The sequence below is a fragment of the Pseudomonas rubra genome (genome assembly GCF_028656935.1).
In the GTDB taxonomy this organism is placed as follows: Bacteria; Pseudomonadota; Gammaproteobacteria; order Pseudomonadales; family Pseudomonadaceae; genus Aquipseudomonas; species Aquipseudomonas rubra.
Genome location: NZ_JAMDGZ010000002.1, coordinates 208,003 through 231,709, shown reverse-complemented (window position 1 = coordinate 231,709; position 23,707 = coordinate 208,003). Strand labels below are relative to the sequence as shown.

The following is a 23,707-nucleotide window of genomic DNA, read 5'->3' as shown; positions in this document are numbered from 1 at the left end:
TAACTTGCCAGACTAGCGGCTGTTTCAGTCGCTCGGAGCTTGCGCCGAATAAGCCGGCCGCTGAACAGATGGCTAAATAAAAATTCTGGAGCATTACGCATGAAGAAATTGGGCAAGACGTTGTTGGCTATGTCCCTGATGGGCGCCATGGCCAGTGCTGTTCAAGCGGATGACAAGGTTGTTCACGTTTACAACTGGTCTGACTACATCGCGCCGGATACCGTCGCTAAGTTCGAAAAGCAAAGTGGCATCAAGGTCGTTTACGACGTCTTCGACAGTAACGAAACCCTGGAAGCCAAACTGCTGGCCGGCAAGTCCGGCTACGACGTGGTCATTCCGTCGAACAACTTCCTGGCCAAGCAGATCAAGGCCGGCGTCTACCAGGAGCTGGACCGCTCCAAGCTGGCAAACTGGAAGAACCTCGACGAAGACTTGCTCAAGGCCGTTGGCGATGCCAGCGACCCGGGCAACAAGCATGCGTTCCCGTACATGTGGGGCTCCATCGGCATCGGTTATAACCCTGAGAAGGTCAAGGCGGCGCTGGGCGTCGACAAGATCGATTCCTGGGACGTGGTGTTCAAGCCTGAGAACATCGCCAAGCTCAAGAGCTGCGGCGTGAGCTTCCTCGATGCCCCGACCGAAATGATCCCGGCGGCGCTGCACTACCTGGGCAAGCCGACCAACAGTAAAGACAAAGCTGACCTCAAAGCAGCCGAAGACCTGTTCATGAAGGTCCGTCCGTCGATCGGCTACTTCCACTCCTCCAAGTACATCTCGGACCTGGCCAATGGCAACATCTGCGTGGCCGTGGGTTATTCGGGTGACCTGGAGCAGTCCAAGGCACGGGCCAAAGAGGCCGGTGACAAGGTCAAGCTGGCCTACACCATTCCGAAAGAAGGCGCCGGTACTTTCTATGACATGGTTGCCATTCCAAAAGATGCCACCAACGTCGACGCCGCCTATAAGTTCATGGACTTCCTGATGCAGCCGGAAATCATGGCCGAGATCACCAATGCCGTACGTTTCCCGAACGGTAACAAGGCTTCTACGCCGCTGGTAGACAAGGACATTACCAGCGACCCAAGCATCTATCCTTCGGATGCAGTGAAGAAGCAACTGTACGCGATCAGTGACCTGGACGCCGCCACGCTGCGCTTGATCACTCGCAGCTGGACCAAGATCAAATCGGGCAAATAAGCCCGATTGACCCGGGGCGTGGTGCAAATCACGCCTCAGGACGCTAAAAGTGGCAATTTGTTTTTGCGGTATATGTGTATCGAAGGTAAGTTGCGCGCCGGTTTGCTAGTCCGGTAGGGATTTCTGCCGTATGACTCGAGCACTTTTGTAGAGGACCTCCCACTTGTCTATTTCTGTATTTCGCAAGGCCATGTTGGCTGGAGCGGGTCTGACGCTGGCGATCAGCGTCCAAGCGGCGCCCACGGTGCACATTTATAACTGGTCCGACTACATCGGTCAGACCACCCTTGCGGACTTCGAAAAAGCCACTGGCATCAAGCCGGTGCAGGATGTCTTCGATTCCAACGAAACCCTGGAAGGCAAGCTGCTGGCCGGTCGTACCGGTTATGACGTGGTCGTGCCGTCCAACCATTTTCTCGGCAAGCAGATCAAGGCGGGCGCGTTCCAGAAGCTCGACAAGGCGCTGCTGCCAAATTATGCCAACCTCGACCCGGCGCTGATGGAGCGCCTGAACAAGAACGATCCGGGTAACCAGTACGCTGTCCCCTACCTGTGGGGCACCAATGGCATCGGCTACAACGTCGAGAAGGTGAAGGCGGCGCTGGGTACCGACAAGATCGATTCCTGGGCCATGCTGTTCGAGCCGGAGAACATCAAGAAACTCTCCAAGTGCGGGGTCGCTTTCCTCGACTCGGCCGACGAGATGCTCCCGGCGGTGCTCAATTACATGGGCCGCGACCCTAACAGTACCAACCCCAATGACTATGCCGACGCCGAGAAGAAACTCCTGGCCGTGCGTCCTTACGTGACCTATTTCCACTCATCCAAATACATCTCGGACCTGGCCAACGGCGACATCTGCGTGGCCGCCGGTTTCTCCGGCGATGTATTCCAGGCCAAGTCCCGCGCCGAAGAAGCTGGCAAGGGCGTACAGGTGGCCTATGCGATTCCCAAGGAGGGCGGCAACCTCTGGTTCGACATGCTGGCGATCCCCAAGGATTCCAAAAATGTCAAAGAGGCTCACGCCTTCATCAACTATTTGCTGAAGCCTGAGGTGATTGCTCAGGTCAGTGATTACGTCGGTTATGCCAACCCGAACCCCAAGGCTGGCGATCTGATGGAGCAGAGCGTGCGAACCGACGCAGCGGTTTACCCACCGCAAGAAGTGCTGGACAAGTTGTACGTCAACTCCGAGCTACCTCCCAAGGTGCAACGGTTGATGACCCGTAGCTGGACCAAGGTCAAGTCGGGCAAGTAAAAATCCAGGGTCCGTCACGGCAGGGGCGGGCGCAAAAAATCTTGTTGGGAGTTTCACAAATGGCAGTTGCCTCCGGTGCCTATAAGAAAGCCCTCGAGGGCGACCAGCAACCTAAACAGGTGCTGGTCAAAATCGACCGGGTCACGAAAAAGTTCGACGAAACGGTCGCCGTGGACGATGTGTCCCTGGAAATCAAGAAGGGCGAGATCTTCGCCCTGCTCGGTGGCTCGGGTTCGGGTAAATCCACCTTGCTGCGCATGCTCGCCGGCTTCGAACGACCAACCGAGGGGCGTATCTTCCTCGATGGTGTAGACATCACTGATATGCCGCCCTACGAGCGGCCGATCAACATGATGTTCCAGTCGTACGCGCTGTTCCCGCACATGACCGTGGCCCAGAACATCGCCTTCGGCCTGCAGCAGGACCGCATGCCCAAGTCCGAGATCGACGCCCGCGTGGCCGAGATGCTCAAACTGGTGCACATGAGCCAGTACGCCAAGCGTAAGCCGCACCAGCTCTCCGGTGGCCAGCGTCAGCGTGTGGCCCTGGCCCGCTCGCTGGCCAAGCGGCCCAAACTGCTGCTGCTCGATGAGCCGATGGGCGCGCTGGACAAGAAGCTGCGTTCGCAGATGCAACTGGAGTTGGTGGAGATCATCGAGCGGGTCGGCGTGACCTGCGTGATGGTGACCCACGACCAGGAAGAGGCCATGACCATGGCCCAGCGCATCGCCATCATGCACCTGGGCTGGATCGCCCAGATCGGCAGCCCGATCGACATCTATGAAACCCCGACCAGCCGCCTGGTCTGCGAGTTCATCGGTAACGTCAACCTGTTCGAAGGCGAAGTGGTCGACGACGCGGAAGGCCACGCGGTGATCGCAAGCCCCGAGCTTGAGCGGCGTATTTATGTTGGCCACGGTGTCACCACCTCGGTGGAAGACAAGCGCATCACCTACGCCCTGCGTCCGGAAAAACTGCTGGTGACCACCGAGCAGCCGACCTGCGAGCACAACTGGTCGCGCGGCAAAGTGCACGACATCGCTTATCTGGGCGGCCATTCGGTGTTCTACGTCGAACTGCCTGGCGGCAAGATCGTCCAGTCGTTCGTCGCCAACGCCGAGCGCCAGGGCACCCGGCCGACCTGGGATGACCAGGTTTATGTCTGGTGGGAGGATGACAGCGGCGTGGTATTGCGGTCATGAACGCGCGCAAGCTCAAGCGAGCCTTCAACCGAATAAAGCCCGAGGGGCGCCATCTGGTGATCGGCGTGCCGTTCATCTGGCTGTTCCTGTTCTTCATGCTGCCGTTCTTCATCGTCCTGAAGATCAGCTTCGCTGAAGCCGATGTGGCGATCCCGCCGTACACAGAGATCTACAGCTACGTCGAAGACAAGCTGCAAGTAGTGCTCAACCTGGCCAACTATGGCCTGTTGACCGAGGACGAGCTGTACATCTCGGCATACCTGGGCTCGTTGAAGATGGCCTTCTTCAGCACGCTGCTGTGCCTGCTGATCGGCTATCCGATGGCCTACGCCATTGCCAATGCGCGCAAGGAATCCCAGACCGTGCTGTTGCTGCTGATCATGATGCCGACCTGGACGGCGATCCTGATTCGCGTGTATGCCTGGATGGGCATCCTCAGCAACAACGGCCTGCTCAATGCCTTCCTGATGTGGCTGGGCCTGATCGATCAGCCCTTGCAGATCCTCAACACCAACCTTGCGGTGTATATCGGCGTGGTCTATTCGTACCTGCCGTTCATGATCCTGCCGCTCTACGCCAACCTGGTGAAGCATGATCAAAGCTTGCTTGAGGCGGCTTCGGACCTGGGTTCGAGCACCTTCAACAGTTTCTGGAAAATCACCGTGCCGCTGTCGAAGAACGGCATCATCGCCGGCTGCATGCTGGTGTTCATTCCGGTGGTGGGTGAGTTCGTCATTCCTGAGCTGCTCGGCGGCCCGGAAACCCTGATGATCGGTAAAGTGCTCTGGCAAGAGTTCTTCAACAACCGTGACTGGCCGGTGGCCTCTGCCCTGGCGGTAGTGATGCTGGCGATCCTGATCGTACCGATCCTGCTGTTCAACCGTAGTCAGGCCAAAGAGATGGAGGGCAGGGCATGAAGCGTTTCAGTTTCTCCAAATTGATGTTGGTCCTGGGTCTGCTGTTCATCTACCTGCCCATGTTGATCCTGGTGATTTACTCGTTCAACGCCTCCAAGCTTGTGACGGTGTGGGGCGGCTGGTCGGTGAAGTGGTACGTCGGCCTGCTCGACAACACCCAGTTGATGGGCTCGGTGATGCGCTCGCTGGAGATCGCCTGCTACACGGCGATCGCCGCGGTGGCGCTGGGTACCCTGGCAGCCTTCGTGCTGACCCGGGTCACGCGTTTCAAGGGCCGTACCCTGTTCGGTGGCCTGGTCACTGCGCCATTGGTCATGCCCGAGGTGATCACTGGCCTGTCGCTGTTGCTGTTGTTCGTGGCCATGGCGCAGATGATCGGCTGGCCGCAGGAGCGCGGTATCGTCACCATCTGGATCGCCCACACCACCTTCTGCGCAGCCTATGTGGCGGTGGTGGTATCGGCGCGCTTGCGTGAGCTGGACCTGTCGATCGAAGAAGCGGCCATGGACCTCGGTGCACGGCCATGGAAGGTGTTCTTCCTGATCACCATTCCGATGATCGCACCGTCCCTGGCGGCGGGCGGGATGATGTCCTTTGCCCTGTCGCTGGATGACCTGGTACTGGCCAGCTTCGTCTCCGGCCCGGGCTCGACCACCCTGCCGATGGAAGTCTTCTCTGCCGTGCGTCTGGGCGTGAAGCCGGAAATCAACGCGGTGGCCAGCCTGATCCTGCTCAGCGTGTCGCTGGTGACCTTCATGGTCTGGTACTTCAGCCGCCAGGCCGAAGAGCGTCGTCGCCGGGCGATTCAGCAGGCGATCGAAGAAAGCGCTGCCGACTCGTGGAAACAACCGGACGTGCGTCGCGCGCCGACGCCGGTTTCGGCGTGATCTGACGGGCCTCATCGCCGGCAAGCCGGCTCCCACAGGTTCTGTGTCAAGCAGGCCCTGTGGGAGCTGGCTTGCCAGCGATGGGGCCTTCTGGTTTTTACTCCGGCCAGTGCCAGGCCGGCTCGTCCAGCATCCCCTGACCGGCAATGCGGGTCTGTCCCAGCACCTTCTCCAGTACGATCGAGTTGCAGGTCGCATCCTGCTCCAGCGCCGCCACCAAGCGTCGTGCATGTGACACCACCCATACCTGACACTGCTCCGACGCGCGGATGATCAAGCGTGCCAGCGCTGGCAACAAGTCCGGGTGCAAGCTGGTTTCCGGCTCGTTCAGCACCATCATGGTTGGCGGCCTTGGGGTCAGCAGCGCGGCGACCAGCAGCAGGTAGCGCAAGGTGCCGTCCGAAAGCTCGGCAGCACTGAGTGGGCGCAACAAACCCTCTTGATAGAACAAGACGCCGAACGCCCCACCGGGCACTGCATCGATTTCCAGGCGCGCGCCGGGGAAGGCATCAGCGATGGTCGCTTGCAAGGCGTCCGGGTCGCCAATCTCGATAATCGTCTGTAGCGCAGCGGCCAGGTCGCGGCCGTCGTGGTGCAGCACTGGTGTGCGCGTACCCAGTTGCCGGCGCCGGGCCGGGGCTTCACGGTCGGTGCGAAAGTGATCGTAGAAGCGCCAGCCGCGAATGCGCTCGCGCAGCAGCAACACTTCGGGCGAAGAGCGCAGGTTGCCAACTTGGTCGAACAGGCTGTCGAAGTTTGGCGTGTGCTGCGCTTGCACCTCCCATTGCCGTCCTTCGCGAACCTTGACCATCGGCCCCTGGCGATCCACCAGCAGGCTGGCCGGGCGGTACAGCGGGCCTGCCCAGATGCTTTCGCGCTTGATCTGCGGGTCGAGGGCAAAACGTGATTTGCTCGGCTCCGGCAAGCCCAGGCCAATGGCGTAACCGAACTCTTCGTCAGTAAAGCCCAGGCGCAAGCGCCGTGCGTTCTGGCGCGGGCCGCCCTGGATGGCGACTTCGCCGTTGCTCATGCGTCGGCTGATCTGCTCGGGGCCGGCCCAGAACGTTGAGTCCAGCCCGCCCTCCGCCGCCAGCGCATTGACCACGCCGCCTTGCGCGGTTTCGGCGAGCAGGCGCAAGGCCTTGTACAGGTTGGACTTGCCACTGCCGTTGGGCCCGGTGATGACATTCAGGCGTGCCAGCGGTAGTACCAGATGATTGATCGAGCGGTAGTTGGTGACAGCCAGGGTGGTCAGCATGGCAGCGTCCATTCAGGCAAAGAGGGCAGTATCGCCGAATCGGCGCAATGGACGAATTGTGTATGCCGACAAGCGATCAAGGAAACCCTGATCTACGCTAACACTCGCATTCCTAATTAGATCTGGCACATGCAAGGAGCCTGCATGAGGGTGTTGCGTCCTTTATCGCTTGCCTGTCTGGGGGGGTTACTGCTGCTGACCGGGTGCGGTGAGAAAAAAACCGCTGAAATCGAACTGCCCAGGGTTGGCGTGCAACGTGTACAGCCCAGTGATTTCGGCGCTTCGGTGACCCTGACAGGTGATGTCCAGGCGCGGGTGCAGACCGACCTGTCCTTTCGCGTGGGCGGCAAGATCATTTCTCGCAGCGTCGATGTCGGCGATCACATCAAGGCCAACCAGGTCCTGGCCAGGCTTGACCCCAAGGACCTGCAGACCACTGTCGATTCGGCCAAGGCCGAGGTCTTCGCCGAACAGGCGCGGGTGACCCAGAGCGCCGCCGCCTTCGTCCGCCAGCAGAAGCTGTTGCCCAAGGGCTATACCAGCCAGAGCGAATACGATTCCGCCGAAGCCGCCCTGCGCAGTAGCCAGAGCGCCTTGAAAGCCGCCCAGGCACAGTTGGCCAATGCCCGCGATCAATTGAGCTACACCGCGCTGGTGGCCGAGGCGGACGGGGTGATTACCGAGCGTCAGGCCGAAGTCGGCCAGGTGGTTCAGGCCACGGTGCCGATCTTCAGCCTGGCCCGCGATGGTGAACGCGATGCGGTGTTCAATGTGTACGAGTCGTTGCTGATGGCTGAGCCGAGCAAGAAAGCGATCACCGTCAGCCTGGTGGACAACCCCAAGGTCCAGGCGCGGGGGCATGTGCGTGAAGTGACCCCGACGGTCTCGGCAAAAAGTGGCACCGTGCAGGTCAAGATCGCTCTGGATGAAGTTCCCGCTGGCATGGAGCTGGGCTCGGCAGTCACCGCCAGCGGCAGTGCTCAGGGCAAGCCAAGCATCGAGTTGCCCTGGTCGGCCCTGACCAAGGCCCTGCATGAGCCGGCAGTGTGGGTGGTGGGCGAGGGCAACAAAGTCAGCCTGCAGCAGGTCAAGGTCATTCGCTACCTCACCGGCAAGGTGGTGGTCGGCGAGGGCCTCAAGGGGGGTGAAACGGTGGTTGTTGCAGGTGGGCAGCTGCTCAACCCGGGCATGCAGGTGGAAATCGCCGCAAGCAAGGACAGCGGGGTGGCCCAATGAAAACCCTGACTCTCGGCCTATGCAGCGTGTTGTTGCTTACCGGCTGCGAACAGCAGGCCGCAGCGCCCGAACCAGTCCGTCCGGTGCTGTCGATGATCGTCGAGCCGCAGGTCCAGGCCAACCTTGGTCGCTTTGCTGGCAGCATCCAGGCGCGTTACGAGAGCACCCTGGGTTTTCGCGTGGCCGGTCGGATTGCCCGGCGCTGGGTGGATGTCGGCAGCCAGGTCAAGCCGGGTGACGTGCTCGCCAGCCTCGACCCGACCGATCAGCGTAACCAGTTGCGCGCCGCCGAAGGCGACCTGGCCAAGGTCCAGGCCCAGTGGATCAATGCCCAGGCCAGTGCGCGTCGCCAACAGCAATTGTACGACCGTGGCGTGGGGGCTCAGGCGCAACTGGACATCGCCCAGACCGACCTGAAAACCACCACCGCCGCCCTTGAGCAGGCACGCGCGGCGGTGGACCAGGCGCGCGACCAGTTGGGCTATAGCGAACTGCGCGTTGACCATGGGGCCGTGGTCACCAACTGGCAGGCTGAAGCCGGGCAGACCGTCAGCGCCGGGCAGGCGGTGGTCACCCTGGCCCGGCCGGACATCAAAGAGGCCGTGATCGACCTGCCAACCCACCTGGCCGAACAGCTGACCCCTGAGCTGACGTTTCAGGTTGCCTCGCAACTGGAGCCCAACATCAGCACCACCGCCACCTTGCGCGAGCTTGAACCCCAGGCCGATGCCGCCACCCGGACTCGCCGTGCACGGCTGACCCTGACGCAAACACCGCCAGCGTTTTACCTGGGCACTGCAATCAGCGTCACCCTGACCTCGATGATGTCGCCGCGCACCGAACTACCGGCTTCAGCCTTGCTCGAGAGCGATGGGCAGACCCGGGTATGGGTGGTCGACCCGCAGCAAAGCACGGTTGCCACTCGCAAGGTGAAGCTGTTGGAGCGCTCCTTTGACAGCATCGTGCTGAGTTCGGGTGTGCAGGCAGGTGACCGTGTGGTAACCGCAGGTGTGAATACCCTGAAACCGGGCCAGAAGGTCATAGTCGACGAGGAAGATGCGCAATGAAAGGAAGCTTCAACCTCTCGGAATGGGCGCTGAAGCACCAATCCTTTGTCTGGTATCTGATGTTCGTCGGCTTGCTGATGGGCGTGATCTCCTACATGAACCTGGGTCGAGAGGAAGACCCTTCGTTCACCATCAAGACCATGGTCATACAGACCCGCTGGCCGGGGGCGACTCAGGAAGAAACCCTGAACCAGATTACCGACCGCATTGAAAAGAAGCTCGAAGAGCTGGACTCGCTCGACTATGTAAAAAGCTACACCCGCCCCGGTGAATCGACGGTCTACGTCAACCTGCTCGATACCACCCCGTCCAAAAGCATTCCCGAGATCTGGTACCAGGTACGCAAGAAGATCCAGGACATTCGTGGCCAGTTTCCCCAGGGTGTTCAGGGGCCGGGCTTCAACGACGAGTTCGGGGATGTGTACGGGTCGATTTATGCCTTTACCGCCGACGGCTTGAACATGCGCCAGTTGCGCGACTATGTCGAGCAAGTGCGCGCCGAGATCCGTGAAGTGCCGAACTTGGGCAAGGTGGAGATGATTGGCACCCAGGACGAAGTGCTGTACTTGAATTTTTCCACACGCAAGCTGGCGTCGCTCGGCATTGACCAGCGTCAGGTACTGCAAGCCCTGCAGACCCAGAACGCAGTGACGCCGGCCGGCGTTATCGAGGCCGGGCCGGAACGTGTTTCGGTGCGCACCAGTGGCCAGTTCGCCTCGGAAAAGGACCTGGAAACCGTCAACCTGCGCATCAATGACCGCTTTTTCCGCCTGGCCGATATCGCCGAGATCCAGCGCGGCTATGTCGACCCGCCGTCGCCGATGTTTCGTTACAACGGCGAGCCCGCTATCGGTCTGGCCATCGGTATGAAGGCGGGTGGCAACATTCAGGCATTCGGCGCCCATCTGCACGAAATGATGAAGCGGGTGACCAGCGAATTGCCGGTGGGTGTCGGGGTGCACACTGTTTCTGACCAGGCGGTGGTGGTCGAAGAGGCGGTGGGCGGATTCACCAGTGCCTTGTTCGAGGCGGTGATCATCGTGCTGGTGGTGAGTTTTGTCAGCCTGGGTGTGCGTGCAGGTCTGGTGGTGGCCTGTTCGATTCCGCTGGTGTTGGCCATGGTGTTCATCTTCATGGAGTACAGCGGCATCACCATGCAGCGCATCTCCCTGGGGGCGCTGATCATTGCCCTGGGCCTGCTGGTCGACGATGCGATGATCACCGTGGAGGTGATGGTCACGCGCCTGGAGATGGGCGAAAGCAAGGAGCAGGCAGCGACTTTTGCCTACACCTCGACCGCGTTCCCGATGCTTACCGGCACTCTGGTAACCGTCGCAGGTTTTGTTCCCATCGGCCTCAATGCCAGTTCGGCGGGGGAGTACACCTACACCCTGTTCGCGGTGATCGCCGCAGCCTTGCTGGTGTCCTGGGTGGTGGCGGTGATGTTCGCGCCGGTGTTGGGCGTGCATATCCTCAGTACCAAGGTCAAAGCCCATGACCAGGAGCCGGGCCGTGTCGGCAAGGCGTTCGAACACAGTTTGCTGTGGTGCATGCGCCATCGTTGGCTGACCATCATCGGTACCGTGTTGCTGTTCGTCTTGGCATTGTTCTGTATGCGCTTTGTGCAGAACCAGTTCTTTCCCTCTTCGGATCGCCCCGAGATTCTCGTCGACCTCAACCTGCCGCAAAACGCCTCGATCGCGGAAACCCGCAAGGCGGTGGATCGGCTGGAGGCGACGCTCAAGGGCGACCCGGATATCGTGCGCTGGAGCAGCTACATCGGCCAGGGGGCGATTCGCTTCTACCTGCCGCTGGACCAGCAACTGCAGAACCCTTACTACGCTCAGTTAGTGATCGTCAGTAAAAGCTTCGAGGCCCGCGAGGTCCTGATCAAACGCTTGCAGCAACGGCTGCGCGAGGACTTTGTCGGCATCGGCACAAACGTCCAGTCGCTGGAAATGGGGCCGCCGGTAGGGCTACCCATCCAGTATCGGGTCAGCGGCAAGGACATCGATCAAGTGCGCAAGCATGCTATTGCCTTGGCGACACTGCTCGACAGCAACGACAATGTCGGCCAGATGATTTACGACTGGAACGAGCCAGGCAAGGTATTGCGGGTCGAGATCGCCCAGGACAAGGCTCGCCAGCTTGGCTTGTCGTCCGAGGACGTGGCCAACGTCATGAACAGCATCGTCAGCGGCATGCCAGTGACCGAGGTGAGCGACAACATTTACCTGATCAACGTCGTTGCCCGTGCCGAAGACAGTGAGCGCAGCTCGCCGCAAACGCTGCAGAACCTGCAGATCGTCACGCCCAATGGCACCTCGATTCCGCTACTGGCGTTCGCCACTGTGCGCTACGAGATGGAACAGCCCCTGGTCTGGCGGCGCGACCGCAAACCGACGATTACCATCAAGGCTGCCGTGCGTGGCGATATCCAGCCGACAGACCTGGTCCGCGAGCTCAAACCGCAGATCGATGACTTCGCCAGCAAGTTGCCGGTGGGTTACTCGGTGGAAACCGGCGGTACGGTGGAGGCCAGCGGCAAGGCCCAGGGGCCGATTGCCAAAGTGTTGCCGCTGATGTTCTTCCTCATGGGCACGTTCCTGATGCTCCAGTTGCACAGTGTGCAGAAGTTGTTCCTGGTCGCAAGCGTCGCGCCGCTGGGTCTTATTGGCGTGGTCCTGGCGTTGGTGCCAACCGGGACGCCCATGGGCTTTGTGGCGATCCTGGGGATTCTTGCGCTGATCGGCATCATCATCCGCAACTCGGTGATCCTGGTGACCCAGATCGAAGAGTACGAAGCCCAGGGTTACTCGCCCTGGGCGGCGGTGCTGGAAGCCACCAACCACCGCCGTCGACCGATCCTGCTGACCGCGGCAGCAGCGAGCCTGGGCATGATCCCGATTGCCCGCGAAGTGTTCTGGGGGCCGATGGCCTACGCCATGATCGGCGGGATTATCATCGCCACCTTGCTGACCTTGCTGTTCCTGCCGGCACTGTATGTGGCCTGGTACAAGATCCGCGAGCCGCAGCGCCAATGAATACGCTATCGCCGGCAAGCCAGCTCCCACAGGATCTGCATGCACCGGATCCGGTGGGAGCTGGCTTGCCCCGCGATGATTTCAACGCTTGTTCAAACCTTTCGCCAATCGATCCCCACCCAGTTGAATCAATGCCACCAACACCACCAGCATGACTATCACCGTCAGCATGATCTGGCTGTCGAAACGCTGGTAGCCGTAACGGTAGGCAATGTCGCCCAGGCCGCCGGCACCAATGGCGCCGGCCATGGCCGAGGAGTTGATCATGGTCACCAGGGTGATGGTGAAGCCGCCGACGATGCCCGGCAGGGCTTCGGGCAGCAGGACATGCCAGACGATGTGCCAACGTCGGCAGCCCATGGCCTGGGCTGCTTCGATCAGGCCGTGGTCGACTTCCCGCAAGCTGACTTCGGCAATGCGGGCAAAGAACGGCGTGGCGGCAATGGTCAGGGGCACCACAGCGGCCCAGACCCCATAGGTGGTGCCGACGATCAGGCGGGTAAAGGGGATCAGAGCCACCATCAGGATCAGGAACGGAATCGAGCGGAACAGGTTGACGAAGGCGCCGAGCACCCGGTTCAGGGTGGGCGCTTCGAAGATCCCGCCCTTGCCGCTGGTGACCAGGATCACTGCCAGCGGTATGCCGGCAAGCAGGGCGATCAGCGACGAGACGCCAACCATCAACAAGGTGTCGAGCACACCCGCAAGCAAGCGATCAAACCACATAACCCAGTACCTCCACCTGTGCAGCCCATTGCCGGGCGCGCTCAATCACCTGCTCGTGGCTGTGCGGCGAGTTGGCCACCGACACTACAAGCTGGCCCAGGGCGCGGCCCTGGATCGGTTCGATACCGCCTTGCAGCAGGCTGATCTGGCCGCCGAGCAAGGCGAACAATGAAGACAATTCCGGTGCCTGTTTGTCTTTGCCACTGACCCGCACATTCAGCACCAGCGCCGCCTCCGGGCTTGGCGGTTGCGGCTGCAAACGTGCTTGCAAGGCAGCCGGCAGGGCAGGTTGCAACGGCGCGAGCAGGGTCTTGCTGACTTCGTGCTGCGGGTCGCCAAACACTTGCCAGACGGCGCCTTGCTCGACGATGCGGCCGCGTTCGAGCACCACTACCCGCTGACAGATATCGCGGATCACTGCCATCTCATGGGTGATCAAGACGATGGTCAGGCCCAGGCGCCGGTTGATATCGCGCAGCAGGCCGAGGATCGATTCAGTGGTTTCCGGGTCGAGGGCCGAAGTCGCTTCATCACACAGCAGGATCTCTGGGTCATGCACCAACGCCCGGGCAATGCCGACACGCTGCTTCTGCCCGCCAGACAACTGTGCGGGGTAAATCTGGTGTTTTTCCTGCAGGCCGACCAGCTCCAGCAACTCGGTGACTTTGCGCTGGCGCAGCTCCCTGGGTACGCCGGCAACCTTGAGTGGCAGCTCGACGTTCTGCCACACCGTCTTGGCCGACATCAGGTTGAAGTGCTGGAAGATCATGCCGATGCGCCGGCGCAGGCGCACCAGGCGGTCTTCGTCGTACTCGCCGATGTCCACCTGGTCGATCAGCACCCGGCCACTGCTCGGTTGCTCCAGGCGGTTGATGGTACGGATCAGCGACGACTTGCCAGCACCGCTGCGGCCGATAATGCCGAAAATCTCACCGCGCTGGATGTTCAGGTCGATACCCGCAAGCGCTGGTGTTTGCTGGCCCGGGTAGGTCTTGCCCAGGCCGATGAAGCGCACATGGGCGTTGCCCAGCTCCGGGTGCAAGGCTCGCTGCCGGGCCTGTTGCAGGGGCGCGAAAGGCGGTTGCTGCTCCTGCGCCACGCGGGCGCTGACGGCGCTCATCTCAGCTCTCCCAGCCAGCTTGGTAGAGCTTGCCGTGGGCCTGGTCGAGGGCGGCGCGCACCACCGGCGAGTGCTGGTAGATGTCGATGAACTTGGCCAGGCGCGGGTCATCCTTGCTCTGCGGGCGAATGACGAACTGGATCACGTATTCCTTGTGGTCCAGGCCATCGAACAGCAGCGCCGAGGTGGCGTCGAAGGTCTTGGCCAGGCGGATATAGGCCGGGTAGCCCTGAACCAGGTCAGCATCATCGTAGGCGCGTACCAGTTGCACCGCTTCAACCTGGAGAATCTTCAGTTTTTTCGGGTTGGCGACGATGTCTTCTTCGCTGGCCTTGTAGCCGACGCCGGGCTTGAGCGTGATCAGACCAGCCTTGGCCAGTAGCTGCAAACCGCGGCCGCTGTTGATCGGGTCGTTGGCGATGGCAACACTGGCACCTTCGGGCAGTTCATCGAAGCTTTTGTATTTTTTCGAATAGAGGCCGACGTTGTTGATGATCCCCGGGGCGAGGGGGACCAGGTTGAATCCGGCGGCGGCCTTGGCGTTTTCCAGGAACGGGATGTGCTGGAAGTAGTTCACGTCGATATCACCTGCCGCCAGGCTGACGTTCGGCGCGATCCAGTCGCTGAATTCGATCAGCTCGACCTCCAGGCCCTGCTTCTTCGCTTCGCTGACGGCCGCTTCCAGGGGGATGGAAAAGGCTGCGGTGGTCCCGACTTTCAAGGCGTCGGCGGCCTGGGCGGCGCCGAACAGGCCCACGGTCAGCGCCAGGGCGGTGAGCGGGCGGGCAATCAAGGTTTTAAGCATGCTGTAGCGCTCCGGTTGGGGTCGTAGTGGTATGGCGATAGCTGGCGCCAGGGTGGTCTGCCGGCAGGTGCGGCTGGTCGCTGGCGAAGAGCTTTTCGCGCAGGCTGCCCTGTTCGTAGGCGGTCTTGTACGAGCCGCGTCGTTGCAGTTCGGGGATCACCAGGTCGATGAAGTCGACATAGCTTTCCGGGGTCACGGTGCGCGTCAGGTTGAAACCGTCCAGGCCAGTTTCGGCGATCCAGCTTTCCAACTCGTCGGCGACCTGGGTTGGCGAGCCGATCAGGGTGATGTAGCGTCCGCCGAGGGCGTGTTGTTCGAGCAGCTTGCGCCGGGTCCAGTCGTTGTTCTGCAGGTTCTTGGTGGCGGACTGGATAGCGTTGCTCTTCACGTACTGAATCGGCTCGTCCAGTTCGTACTCGGAGAAGTCGATAGCGGTGGAGCTGGAAAAATGCGCAACACCGGCCTCGGCGCTGGCGTAGCGCAGGTACTCGGCATGCTTGGCCTTGGCCTGATCCTCCGTGCGGGCGACGATCACCGTCAGGCCCATGAACACCTTGATCGCCTGCGGGTCACGCCCGGCGGCCACGGCGGCAGCACGCACCTTGTCGACCTGGGCGCGGGTGGCGGCCTTGTTCTGGCCGCTGATGAACACGCACTCGGCATGGTTGCCGGCAAAGCTCAGGCCGCGCTCGGAACTGCCGGCCTGGAACAGCACCGGGGTACGCTGCGGCGATGGCTCGCACAGGTGGTAGCCCTCGACCCGGTAGAACTCGCCTTGGTGCTTGATCTTGTGCACCTTGTCGGGCTGGGCATAGATCCGCTGCTGGCGGTCGTTGAGCACCGCGCCGTCTTCCCAGCTGCCTTCCCAGAGCTTGTACAGCACCTCAAGGTATTCGTCGGCCTGGTCATAGCGGCGGTCGTGTTCGGGTTGCTGATCCAGGCCCATGGCCTTGGCCGCGCTGTCGAGGTAGCCGGTGACGATGTTCCAGCCGACCCGGCCACGGCTCAGATGGTCGAGGGTCGACAGGCGCCGGGCGAACAGGTACGGCGGTTCGTAGGTCAGGTTGGCGGTCAGGCCGAAACCGAGGTTGCGGGTGACCGCAGCCATGGCCGAGACCAGCAGCAGCGGGTCGTTGACCGGCAACTGGATCGACTCTTTGAGCGGCACATCGACAGACTGCTGGTAGACATCGTAAACACCGACGATATCGGCGAGGAACAAGCCGTCGAACAGTCCGCGTTCCAGTAGCTGGGCCAGCTCGGTCCAGTATTCGAGGGTCTTGTACTGGCTCGACGTGTCCCGCGGGTGGGTCCACAGGCCGTGGTTGATATGCCCGACGCAGTTCATGTTGAAGGCGTTGAGCAGGATCTTTTTCTTGGCCATCAGATCGTGCCCCGCAACGGTGGGTTTTCGTTGTTGAGGTAGTAGTTGCCGATGGCGTGATACTTCCAGCGCACCGGGTCGTGCAGGGTGTGCACCCGGGCGTTGCGCCAATGACGATCCAGGCCGTGCTCGGCCAGGGTTGCCTGGCTGCCGGCCAGCTCGAACAGGGTGGTGCCGGCGGCCAGCGAGATTTCGGTGCTGATTGCCCGCGCTTCGGCCACGGCGATCGAGGCGGCGGCGACGGTGTCGGCATTGGGTTCGGCCTGGGCGCGATCCAGATAGTCGCCCGCCCGTTCGAGCAGCGCTTCAGCGGCGTGCAAGCGGATCGCCAGGTGGCCGAACGACTTCAGGGTCAACGGGTCTTCGCTGGCCTGATCGACGCCGGAGTCGATCCATGGCCGACTGCGGGTACGCACGAAGTGCAGGGCATCTTCGTACGCGGCGCGGGCGATGCCGGTGTCGATGGCAGCATGGAGGATCTGCGCCAGCGGGCCGACCGTGGTCGGGCGCTCGAAGGCGCTCTGGAACGGCAACACATCCTCGGCGGCGACTGGCACCTGGTCGAACACCACCGAGCCACTGCCGGTGGTGCGTTGGCCGAAGCCGCTCCAGTCGTCGATGACCTTCAAACCGGCGCTGTCTGCCGGTACGAAGGCCAGATGCTGCACGCCCGCTTTATCGACCACCGAGGTAGGAATGCGCTGGGCATAGATAGCGCCGGTGGCGTAGAACTTGCGGCCATTGATGCGGTAGGCGTCGCCATCACGGGTGAGGGCGGTGGTGCGGTCGTGGGCAGTCTTGGTGCCGAGCTCGGCCAGGGCATTGCCGAAGCGTTGGCCGGCCAGTACTTCGGCGTACAGGCGTTGTTGCTGCTGCGGGCTGCCGTTGACCCGCAGCACCTCCAGGGCATAGAAATGGTTTTGCGGAATTTGCCCAAGCGAGGCATCGGCCTGGGCGATGCGGGCGATGACCTTGGCCAGGGTGACGTTCGATACGCCGGCGCCACCGTAGGCCTTGGGCACGCTGATACCCCACAGGCCGGAGCGCGAGAACAGCTCCAATTCAGGGTGTGGCAGGCGGCGTTCGCGGTCGCGCAGGGCGCTGTCGCGGCGAAGCTGGGCGGCGATTTCCTCGGCAATGTGCAATGCCTGGGCGTCAGTGTGGATGACCGCGACGTTAGCCTGCGGTTGTGGCAAAAGACTCATAAACAGGGCTCCAGTGGTCTGGTCAGATCCAGGCGTGCCGGGCAGGCAGGGTACCGTTGAGGTGATAGGCGCCGACGGCGTGGTATTTCCAGCGAACCGGGTCGTGCAGGGTGTGCACGCGGGCATTGCGCCAGTGTCGGTCAAGGTTGAACTCGGCCAGGGTGGCGCGGCTGCCGGAGAGCTCGAAGAGCTTCTCGCTGGCTTGCAGGGAGATCTCGGTGGTCAGCACCTTGGCTTCGGCCACGGCGATCGAGGCCCGGGCGGCAGCGGCGGCATCGACGGGTGCGGCGCTGACTTCGTCGAGCACGCGCGCAGCTTTGCCCAGGAGCGCCTGGGCGGCATGCAGCTCCAGTTGCAAGCGACCGACGTCGGCGATCACATAGAGATCGTCACTGGCGCGATCGACCTTGGCGTCGATCCACGGCCGGGCCTTTTCGCGGACAAAGGCGATGGTGTCGGCAATTGCCGCTTCGGCAATCCCGGCATCGATGGCTGCCTGAATCAGTTGCGAGACGGCGCCCTGGATGTTCGGGACTTCGCCTTGTTTCCAGGTGTCGATCACCAGGTCCGCATCGACCTGCACCTTGTCCAGCAGCACGGTTCCGCTGGCGGTGGTGCGCTGGCCGAAACCGGACCAGTCGTCGACGATGCGCAGGCCCGGTGTGCCGCGCCGGACCAGGGCCATGACCTGACGGCCATCATCGTTCAGCGCCTTGACCGCCACCCAATGGGCAAACAGGGCGCCGGTGGAATAGAACTTCTGGCCGCTGAGCACATAGTGATCGCCCTCGCGGGTGATGCGCGCCTTGAGGTCCAGGGTGTGCTTGGTGCCGCGCTCGGGCCCGGCATTGCCGATGCGCCAGCCGTCGAGCACCGACTTGAACAGCAGTGCTTGCTGGCGTTCGGTAGCGGCGCCCTTGAGCAGTTGCAGAATGCCGAACTGGTTTTGCGGGATCTGCCCCAGCGCCGGGTCGGCGACGCTGATGATGCGAAACACCTCGGCGAGGGTGACAAACGATACCTGCGCGCCGCCAAAGGCGTGCGGGATGCTGATGCTACCCAGGCCGCTGCGGGTGAACTGCTCGATTTGCGCCCAGGGCAGCTTGCGTTGCTGGTCGCGCCTGGCCGCCTGGTCACGTGCCGCCTCGGCCAGTTCATGGGCCGCTTGCAGGGCTTGTGCGTCGTTGCTCAGCACCTTGGCTGGCAACAACAGCGGGGCGCTGTCCAGATCACTGTGGACTGTGGTTTCTGCCAGATTGGACATCAGTACCGCTCCTTGGCTGCACTCAATGCCCTGGCGTTACGCACTGGGGTGATTGTGTTCCTGACCATACCTACCTCACGAATTGAAAACGTCGACGCGGGGTGCGGCGACAAAATTGCGCTGGTCCGGTGGTCCGGTGTATATACCCTAATAGCGTATAAAAATTAAATAAACTAACTTTTAGGAATAAATATAGAAGTACTTGGCGGTCGCTGGACGAACGCCTGCCGGGGTAGGGCAGGCGTCAGGTGGGAGTGGGAAAAAGGCGGGGGAAAACTCAGTAGTCGGTGTTCTGCGTACCGAGGAATTTGCCGAGGAACTGCCGGGTGCGCTCTTCTTTGGGTTGGGCAAACAGTGCTTTGGCTTCACCCTGCTCAACGATTACGCCCTTGTCGAAGAAGATCACCCGGTTGGCGACATCCCGGGCAAAACTCATCTCGTGGGTGACGATGATCATGGTGCGTTTTTCTTCGGCCAGGCTGCGGATGGTTGCCAGTACTTCGCCGACCAGCTCGGGGTCGAGCGCCGAGGTCGGTTCATCGAAGAGGATGACCTCCGGTTCCATGGCCAGTGCCCGGGCAATCGCCACCCGCTGTTGCTGTCCACCGGACAGCTTGCGCGGGTAGGAGGCCTCCTTGCCGGCCAGGCCGACCTTGGCCAGCAGCTTCATGCCCAGGGCCTCGGCCTGCTCGCGCGGGGTCTTCTTGACCACCAGCGGGCCTTCGATGATGTTCTCCAGTGCCGTGCGGTGGGGGAACAGGTTGAAGTTCTGGAAAACGAAGCCAACCTCCTGGCGCAAGCGGCGGATCAACCCGCTTTGCTGGCTGAGCGGGCGGTTGGCGTCGATCTCAACGTTACCGACCTTGATGCGCCCGCTGCTGGGGGTTTCCAGCAGGTTCAGGCAGCGCAGGAAGGTGGTCTTGCCGGAGCCGCTGGGGCCGATGATGGCGATTACCTCGCCAGCCTCTACCTTGAGGCTGATGTCGTCGAGCACGGTCTGGCCGTTGAACTGCTTGCTCAGTCGTAGTACCTCGATCATGCCTCAGGACTCCTGGTCGTGCCGGTTGACCCGCGCTTCCAGGCGGTTCTGCAGGTGTGCAAGAACGCTGGCCAGCACCCAGTAGATCAGTGCGGCGGCAAGGTACATGGTGAAGATTTCGAAGGTGCGCGCGGTAATCAGCTGCGCCTGGCGGAACAGTTCCGGCACCTGAATAGTGGCGGCCAGGGCGGTGTCCTTGACCAGCGAAATGAAGCTGTTGCCCAGGGGCGGCAAGGCGGTGCGCGCCGCTTGCGGCAGGATCGCCCGGCGCATGGCCTGGCCACGGGTCATGCCGATGCTGGCCGCGGCCTCCCACTGGCCACGATCAATCGAGCTGATGGCGGCGCGGAGGATTTCACAGGCATAGGCGGCCATGTTCAGCGAGAAGCCGATCAGCGCCGCCGGTAGCGGGTCCAGTTCCAGGCCTATCTGGGGCAGGCCGTAATAGATCACGAACAGCTGCACCAGCAGTGGCGTGCCGCGGAAGAACGACACGTAGACTCGCGCCGTCCAGCTCAGCAGCCTGAGCGATGACAGACGCATCAGCGCCAGGGCAAAGCCCAGCAGCAGGCCAAAGAACATCCCGCCGAGGCTGAGGATTACCGTGTAGTACGCGCCCTTGAGCAGAAAGGGCGCGGACTGCAGTGCAAGTTGGAAAGCTTCTTCCATTATTGGGTGACGTCAGCGTTGAAGTATTTTTCCGAAAGCTTTTTCAGCGTGCCGTCGGCGCGCAGCTTGTCGATGGCTTTGTTCAGGGCTTGCAGCAATTCAGGCTCGCCTTTGCGCAGGGCGATTCCGGACTCCTGACGCGAGAACGCGTTACCGGCGGCGGTGGTGTCCGTGGCCTTCTTGGCGTATTCCAGAGCAGCCAGACGGTCGATCAGGATGGCGTTGATACGGCCGTTGCGCAGGTCGGCGAACTTGGTTGGATCGTCTTCGTAGGTGCGCACGTCAGCAGTTGGCACATTGGCCTTGACCCACTGTTCGTAGTTGGTGCCCAGGCCCACGCCGACTTTCTTGCCACCCAGGTCGGCAGCGGACTGGATGTTCAGGTCGGCGGCTTTCTTGGTCAGCACCAGCGCCTGGATGCCGGAAACGGTGTAGGGCTCGGAGAAGTCGTACTTCTTCTTGCGCTCTTCGGAGATAGTCACCTGATTGACCACCGCGTCCAGACGCTTGGACTCAAGGGCTGCGAGGATGCCGTCCCACTTGGTCGGTTGCAGTTTGACCTTGACCCCCAGCTCCTTGGCCAGGGCCTCGGAGAGTTCCACCTCGAAGCCGGTGAGCTTGCCGTCGGCATCGACGAAGCTGAACGGTGGATAGGTACCTTCAAGGCCGATGTTGATAACGCCCTTGTCCTTGATCTGCTGCAGTTGCTCACCCGCCACTGCCTGACCGAGCAGGCTGGCGCCAAGCAGCAGGCCCAGACCGGCGGCGACTGCCTGTTTACCGAACGCGGAAATCTTCATGTGTAGCCCCAATGTTGTTGTGAGTGTGGCGCTGACTATAGGGTGATGCGTTTAGTCTTAAAAATAATATAAATTCATTTTCTTATACTATTTTCAAATTTTTCAATGACCTGGCCCAGGCCTCAGGGTAGGCGAATAGTGCCGGTGCCCTACTGCGCTGTGCAAAGTTCGACTATAGGCAGCCCGGGGCAGGCGGGCAACTCCCCAGCTTATGCCGCCTTTATTGCTTTCTGGAATAAAGCGTTATTTTTTCTGCTGTAGGAAATTGCCGTAAAGTGATTGTTCATTGCGACGGCACCCTCATCCACCGACCGCCGCTGCAGCAGGAGAAGTAACCGTGAGCGACAACGCGCAATCAGGGCATTGGCAGCTGCAAACCATCGTTGGCCAGTTGCGTAGCGCCCGCGATCAGTGGCGCACCAGCAACGGCCGCAGCAGCGGTCAGCAGGGCGGCCGTGAACTGCCGTCACGCGAAGCGGTGCGGCACATTCTCGAGCAGCTGTGTGGCGCCTTGTTCCCCATGCGCCTGGGCCCGGTGGACCTGCGCGAAGAAAGCGAAGACTTCTACGTGGGCCACACCCTTGATGCTGCCCTGACCGCCTTGCTCGCCCAGGCGCGTCTGGAGTTGCGTTATGTGGCACGTCAGGGCAATCAGGCCACGGCGGACATCGACGCCAAGGCATTGCGCCTGATCCAGGACTTTGCCGCCGCCTTGCCGGGCCTGCGCAGCATCCTCGATACCGATGTGCTGGCCGCCTTCCATGGCGACCCGGCGGCGCGCAGCGTCGACGAAGTGCTGTTGTGCTATCCAGGTATCCTTGCGGTCATTCACCATCGCCTTGCCCATCACCTGTACCGGGCCGGCCTGCCGTTGCTGGCGCGGATCAGCTCGGAACTGGCGCATTCGGCCACCGGCATCGATATTCACCCGGGCGCGCAGATCGGCCCGAGTTTCTTCATCGACCACGGCACCGGTGTGGTGATCGGTGAAACCGCGATCATCGGCGAGCGGGTGCGTATCTACCAGGCGGTCACCCTGGGCGCCAAGCGCTTCCCGGCAGACGAGGACGGGCAACTGCAGAAGGGCCATCCACGCCACCCGATTGTCGAGGACGACGTGGTGATTTATGCCGGCGCGACTATTCTGGGACGAATCACCATCGGCAAGGGTTCGACCATCGGCGGCAACGTCTGGCTGACCCGTAGCGTGGCCCCGGGCAGCAACCTGACCCAGGCTAACCTGCAACACGACGACGGCACCCAGAAGTAAAGCGGCCACGCTAAATTGTTATCAAAACCGCTTGGCGCAATGCCAAGCGGCTCAGTTCTTTGTGCTCATTGTTTCGCTCGGAAAATTCCCGATTTATTTGCGACTGGTCTGATTAGCTCATACCCCGCCGCTCAGTAGTTTTCGCTCATTCCCAAGAGCAAGACAGGCCGGGCACATGAGAGCGTTGTTGTGGGTGTTGTTGTGTACACCATTGCTGGTACAGGCAGGCCCTGAAATCAACATCGGTGCCATGTACGAGTACATGGATGGGCAAAAAAGCACCTTGCTCAAACGTGTGCGCAACATGGGCGACACCACTGCCTTTGTCAAAGTCAGCGTGGTCGAGCTGGTTTACGCCGAGGATGGCAGCAGCCGCGAGCACGAGCGCTACTTTCGTGTGCGCTTCGAGCCGGTCCTGCCCGACCAGGGTGATGGCTTTGGTCTTAGTGCCGATGAGTCCGAGGACTATCGCGAGTCTTTCTCCGCAGGCGTGAATGTCCTGGCCGGTTACGGCGCAATTCTTTTCGTGCGTCCGCTTTCTCCTCGCTATCAGACCGACATCAAGCAAGAGCCTGAGCGCTTTCTGGTCCACAACAACGGTAACGCCACCCTGATTCTGGATCACTTCAATGACTGCGCCACAGGTGGCAAACAGTGTGAAGTGCCCAGCAAGTATCACGTTCGTCCCGGCACCGCGCGTGAGTTCAAAAAACAGGCGGGTCGCGCCTATCGCTTCGAGCTGATCGAGGGCGACAAGACCCGCAAGGTCGAGATCGCCGGTTGATTTCGCCAACACTTTCACACATGAGGTTTTAACGTGAACAAATTTACTCTGGCTGCTCCCTTTGCATTGCTGGCGTTGTCCATCAGTGCCCAGGCCGCCGACCCGATCCAGCATCAAGTCACTGTAGTGGCAACCGTGCCGACCGATAGTTTCTACGTTGTCACCCCGCCGGGTGACAACTGGACCAACGACCCACAGACCTTGCCGTGGAACCATGTGCGCGAAGACTTTGACAGTCTGAGCAAGCAATTCGACGTCAAGAGCACCATCGGCCCGATCAGTGCCTCGCTGACCTCACCAGCTTCGATTGCCAGCGGTGGCAACCAGATTGGTCTGAACGTGATGGTCGGAGGGGTGCAACTGAGCCCCGGCACTCCCGAGGTGGTGGTACCGGCCGCTGCGGCTGCAGGCGGTACGCGTATCGAGTTCAGGCTGGCGGCCAACACCCCGTCCGGCGGCTATGTGCCGGGCAACTATCAGGGCATGGTCGGCATGATGTTCGAAACCGCCGCACCCTAAGCCTCCCTTCTCGCTCTCCAGCCCCCGGCCGCGCTTGTTCGAAGGCGGCCTCGGGG

General features: G+C 61.4%; 21 protein-coding genes. 11 read left to right on the top strand and 10 right to left on the bottom strand.

Annotated features, from left to right (window positions below; all coding sequences use genetic code 11):
* The first annotated feature begins 99 nt into the window (after positions 1 to 99).
* From M5G17_RS01825 to M5G17_RS01805, 5 genes are all read left to right on the top strand, one after another.
* A complete protein-coding gene (locus M5G17_RS01825; RefSeq protein WP_273891308.1) occupies positions 100 to 1,197 on the top strand; it encodes a polyamine ABC transporter substrate-binding protein in 1,098 nt (365 codons plus the stop codon).
* Positions 1,198 to 1,360: 163 nt separating this feature from the next.
* Positions 1,361 to 2,455 (top strand): polyamine ABC transporter substrate-binding protein, encoded by a 1,095-nt coding sequence (locus M5G17_RS01820; RefSeq protein WP_273891307.1) that lies wholly within the window; start codon positions 1,361 to 1,363, stop codon positions 2,453 to 2,455.
* Positions 2,456 to 2,514: 59 nt separating this feature from the next.
* Positions 2,515 to 3,657, top strand: coding sequence for an ABC transporter ATP-binding protein (locus M5G17_RS01815; RefSeq protein ID WP_273891306.1), 1,143 nt, complete (start codon positions 2,515 to 2,517; stop codon positions 3,655 to 3,657).
* Entirely contained in the window at positions 3,654 to 4,574 is a 921-nt protein-coding gene (locus tag M5G17_RS01810) for an ABC transporter permease subunit (RefSeq protein WP_130261929.1), read from the top strand. Before M5G17_RS01815 ends, M5G17_RS01810 begins: the two co-directional genes overlap by 4 nt.
* A complete protein-coding gene (locus M5G17_RS01805; protein WP_130261928.1) occupies positions 4,571 to 5,461 on the top strand; it encodes an ABC transporter permease subunit in 891 nt (296 codons plus the stop codon). Before M5G17_RS01810 ends, M5G17_RS01805 begins: the two co-directional genes overlap by 4 nt.
* 97 nt (positions 5,462 to 5,558) lie before the next feature.
* Here the strand turns inward: M5G17_RS01805 and M5G17_RS01800 are convergent, their stop codons facing one another.
* Positions 5,559 to 6,719: an AAA family ATPase gene (locus M5G17_RS01800; protein WP_273891305.1), complete on the bottom strand. Its 1,161-nt coding sequence runs from the start codon at positions 6,717 to 6,719 to the stop codon at positions 5,559 to 5,561.
* A 144-nt stretch (positions 6,720 to 6,863) separates the two neighbouring features.
* Here M5G17_RS01800 and M5G17_RS01795 point away from each other — a divergent pair, with 144 nt between their 5' ends.
* Genes M5G17_RS01795 through M5G17_RS01785 form a run of 3 tightly spaced genes read left to right on the top strand, consistent with a single transcriptional unit; the run spans position 6,864 to position 12,066 of the window.
* Positions 6,864 to 7,955, top strand: a complete 1,092-nt coding sequence (locus M5G17_RS01795) for an efflux RND transporter periplasmic adaptor subunit (RefSeq protein ID WP_273891304.1) — start codon at positions 6,864 to 6,866, stop codon at positions 7,953 to 7,955.
* A complete protein-coding gene (locus tag M5G17_RS01790; protein WP_273891303.1) occupies positions 7,952 to 9,022 on the top strand; it encodes an efflux RND transporter periplasmic adaptor subunit in 1,071 nt (356 codons plus the stop codon). The genes M5G17_RS01795 and M5G17_RS01790 overlap by 4 nt, the downstream gene beginning before the upstream one ends.
* Positions 9,019 to 12,066: an efflux RND transporter permease subunit gene (locus tag M5G17_RS01785; RefSeq protein WP_273891302.1), complete on the top strand. Its 3,048-nt coding sequence runs from the start codon at positions 9,019 to 9,021 to the stop codon at positions 12,064 to 12,066. The genes M5G17_RS01790 and M5G17_RS01785 overlap by 4 nt, the downstream gene beginning before the upstream one ends.
* 81 nt (positions 12,067 to 12,147) lie before the next feature.
* Here M5G17_RS01785 and M5G17_RS01780 read toward each other — a convergent pair whose 3' ends face one another.
* From M5G17_RS01780 to tcyJ, 9 genes are all read right to left on the bottom strand, one after another.
* Positions 12,148 to 12,792 carry a methionine ABC transporter permease gene (locus tag M5G17_RS01780; protein ID WP_273891301.1) on the bottom strand — a complete coding sequence of 215 codons (645 nt, stop codon included), beginning with the start codon at positions 12,790 to 12,792 and terminating at the stop codon, positions 12,148 to 12,150.
* The gene (locus tag M5G17_RS01775) at positions 12,782 to 13,912 is read right to left on the bottom strand and encodes a methionine ABC transporter ATP-binding protein (protein ID WP_273891300.1); all 1,131 of its coding nucleotides are present in this window, start codon (positions 13,910 to 13,912) and stop codon (positions 12,782 to 12,784) included. Before M5G17_RS01775 ends, M5G17_RS01780 begins: the two co-directional genes overlap by 11 nt.
* A 1-nt stretch (position 13,913) precedes the next feature.
* The gene (locus M5G17_RS01770; RefSeq protein ID WP_130261921.1) at positions 13,914 to 14,717 is read right to left on the bottom strand and encodes a MetQ/NlpA family ABC transporter substrate-binding protein; all 804 of its coding nucleotides are present in this window, start codon (positions 14,715 to 14,717) and stop codon (positions 13,914 to 13,916) included.
* Entirely contained in the window at positions 14,710 to 16,101 is a 1,392-nt protein-coding gene (locus tag M5G17_RS01765; protein WP_273891299.1) for an LLM class flavin-dependent oxidoreductase, read from the bottom strand. The genes M5G17_RS01770 and M5G17_RS01765 overlap by 8 nt, the downstream gene beginning before the upstream one ends.
* Positions 16,101 to 17,306 carry an SfnB family sulfur acquisition oxidoreductase gene (locus tag M5G17_RS01760; RefSeq protein ID WP_273891298.1) on the bottom strand — a complete coding sequence of 402 codons (1,206 nt, stop codon included), beginning with the start codon at positions 17,304 to 17,306 and terminating at the stop codon, positions 16,101 to 16,103. The genes M5G17_RS01765 and M5G17_RS01760 overlap by 1 nt, the downstream gene beginning before the upstream one ends.
* A gap of 22 nt (positions 17,307 to 17,328) precedes the next feature.
* Positions 17,329 to 18,570, bottom strand: a complete 1,242-nt coding sequence (locus M5G17_RS01755; RefSeq protein WP_273891297.1) for an SfnB family sulfur acquisition oxidoreductase — start codon at positions 18,568 to 18,570, stop codon at positions 17,329 to 17,331.
* A gap of 277 nt (positions 18,571 to 18,847) precedes the next feature.
* Positions 18,848 to 19,609: an L-cystine ABC transporter ATP-binding protein TcyN gene (tcyN, locus tag M5G17_RS01750; protein ID WP_273891296.1), complete on the bottom strand. Its 762-nt coding sequence runs from the start codon at positions 19,607 to 19,609 to the stop codon at positions 18,848 to 18,850.
* A gap of 3 nt (positions 19,610 to 19,612) precedes the next feature.
* Positions 19,613 to 20,278 carry a cystine ABC transporter permease gene (tcyL, locus tag M5G17_RS01745; RefSeq protein WP_273891295.1) on the bottom strand — a complete coding sequence of 222 codons (666 nt, stop codon included), beginning with the start codon at positions 20,276 to 20,278 and terminating at the stop codon, positions 19,613 to 19,615.
* On the bottom strand, positions 20,278 to 21,078 hold the full coding sequence (tcyJ, locus tag M5G17_RS01740) for a cystine ABC transporter substrate-binding protein (protein ID WP_273891294.1): 801 nt from the start codon (positions 21,076 to 21,078) through the stop codon (positions 20,278 to 20,280). Before tcyJ ends, tcyL begins: the two co-directional genes overlap by 1 nt.
* Positions 21,079 to 21,415: 337 nt before the next feature.
* Between tcyJ and epsC the strand changes: the two genes are divergently transcribed.
* The 3 genes from epsC (at position 21,416) to M5G17_RS01725 (ending at position 23,651) form a co-directional block, all read left to right on the top strand.
* Positions 21,416 to 22,348 (top strand): serine O-acetyltransferase EpsC, encoded by a 933-nt coding sequence (gene epsC, locus M5G17_RS01735; RefSeq protein ID WP_273891293.1) that lies wholly within the window; start codon positions 21,416 to 21,418, stop codon positions 22,346 to 22,348.
* A 175-nt stretch (positions 22,349 to 22,523) separates the two neighbouring features.
* Entirely contained in the window at positions 22,524 to 23,132 is a 609-nt protein-coding gene (locus M5G17_RS01730) for a molecular chaperone (RefSeq protein ID WP_273891292.1), read from the top strand.
* Positions 23,133 to 23,165: 33 nt separating this feature from the next.
* Complete coding sequence (locus M5G17_RS01725; RefSeq protein ID WP_273891291.1) at positions 23,166 to 23,651, top strand: CS1 type fimbrial major subunit; 486 nt, start codon at positions 23,166 to 23,168, stop codon at positions 23,649 to 23,651.
* Positions 23,652 to 23,707 lie beyond the last annotated feature (56 nt).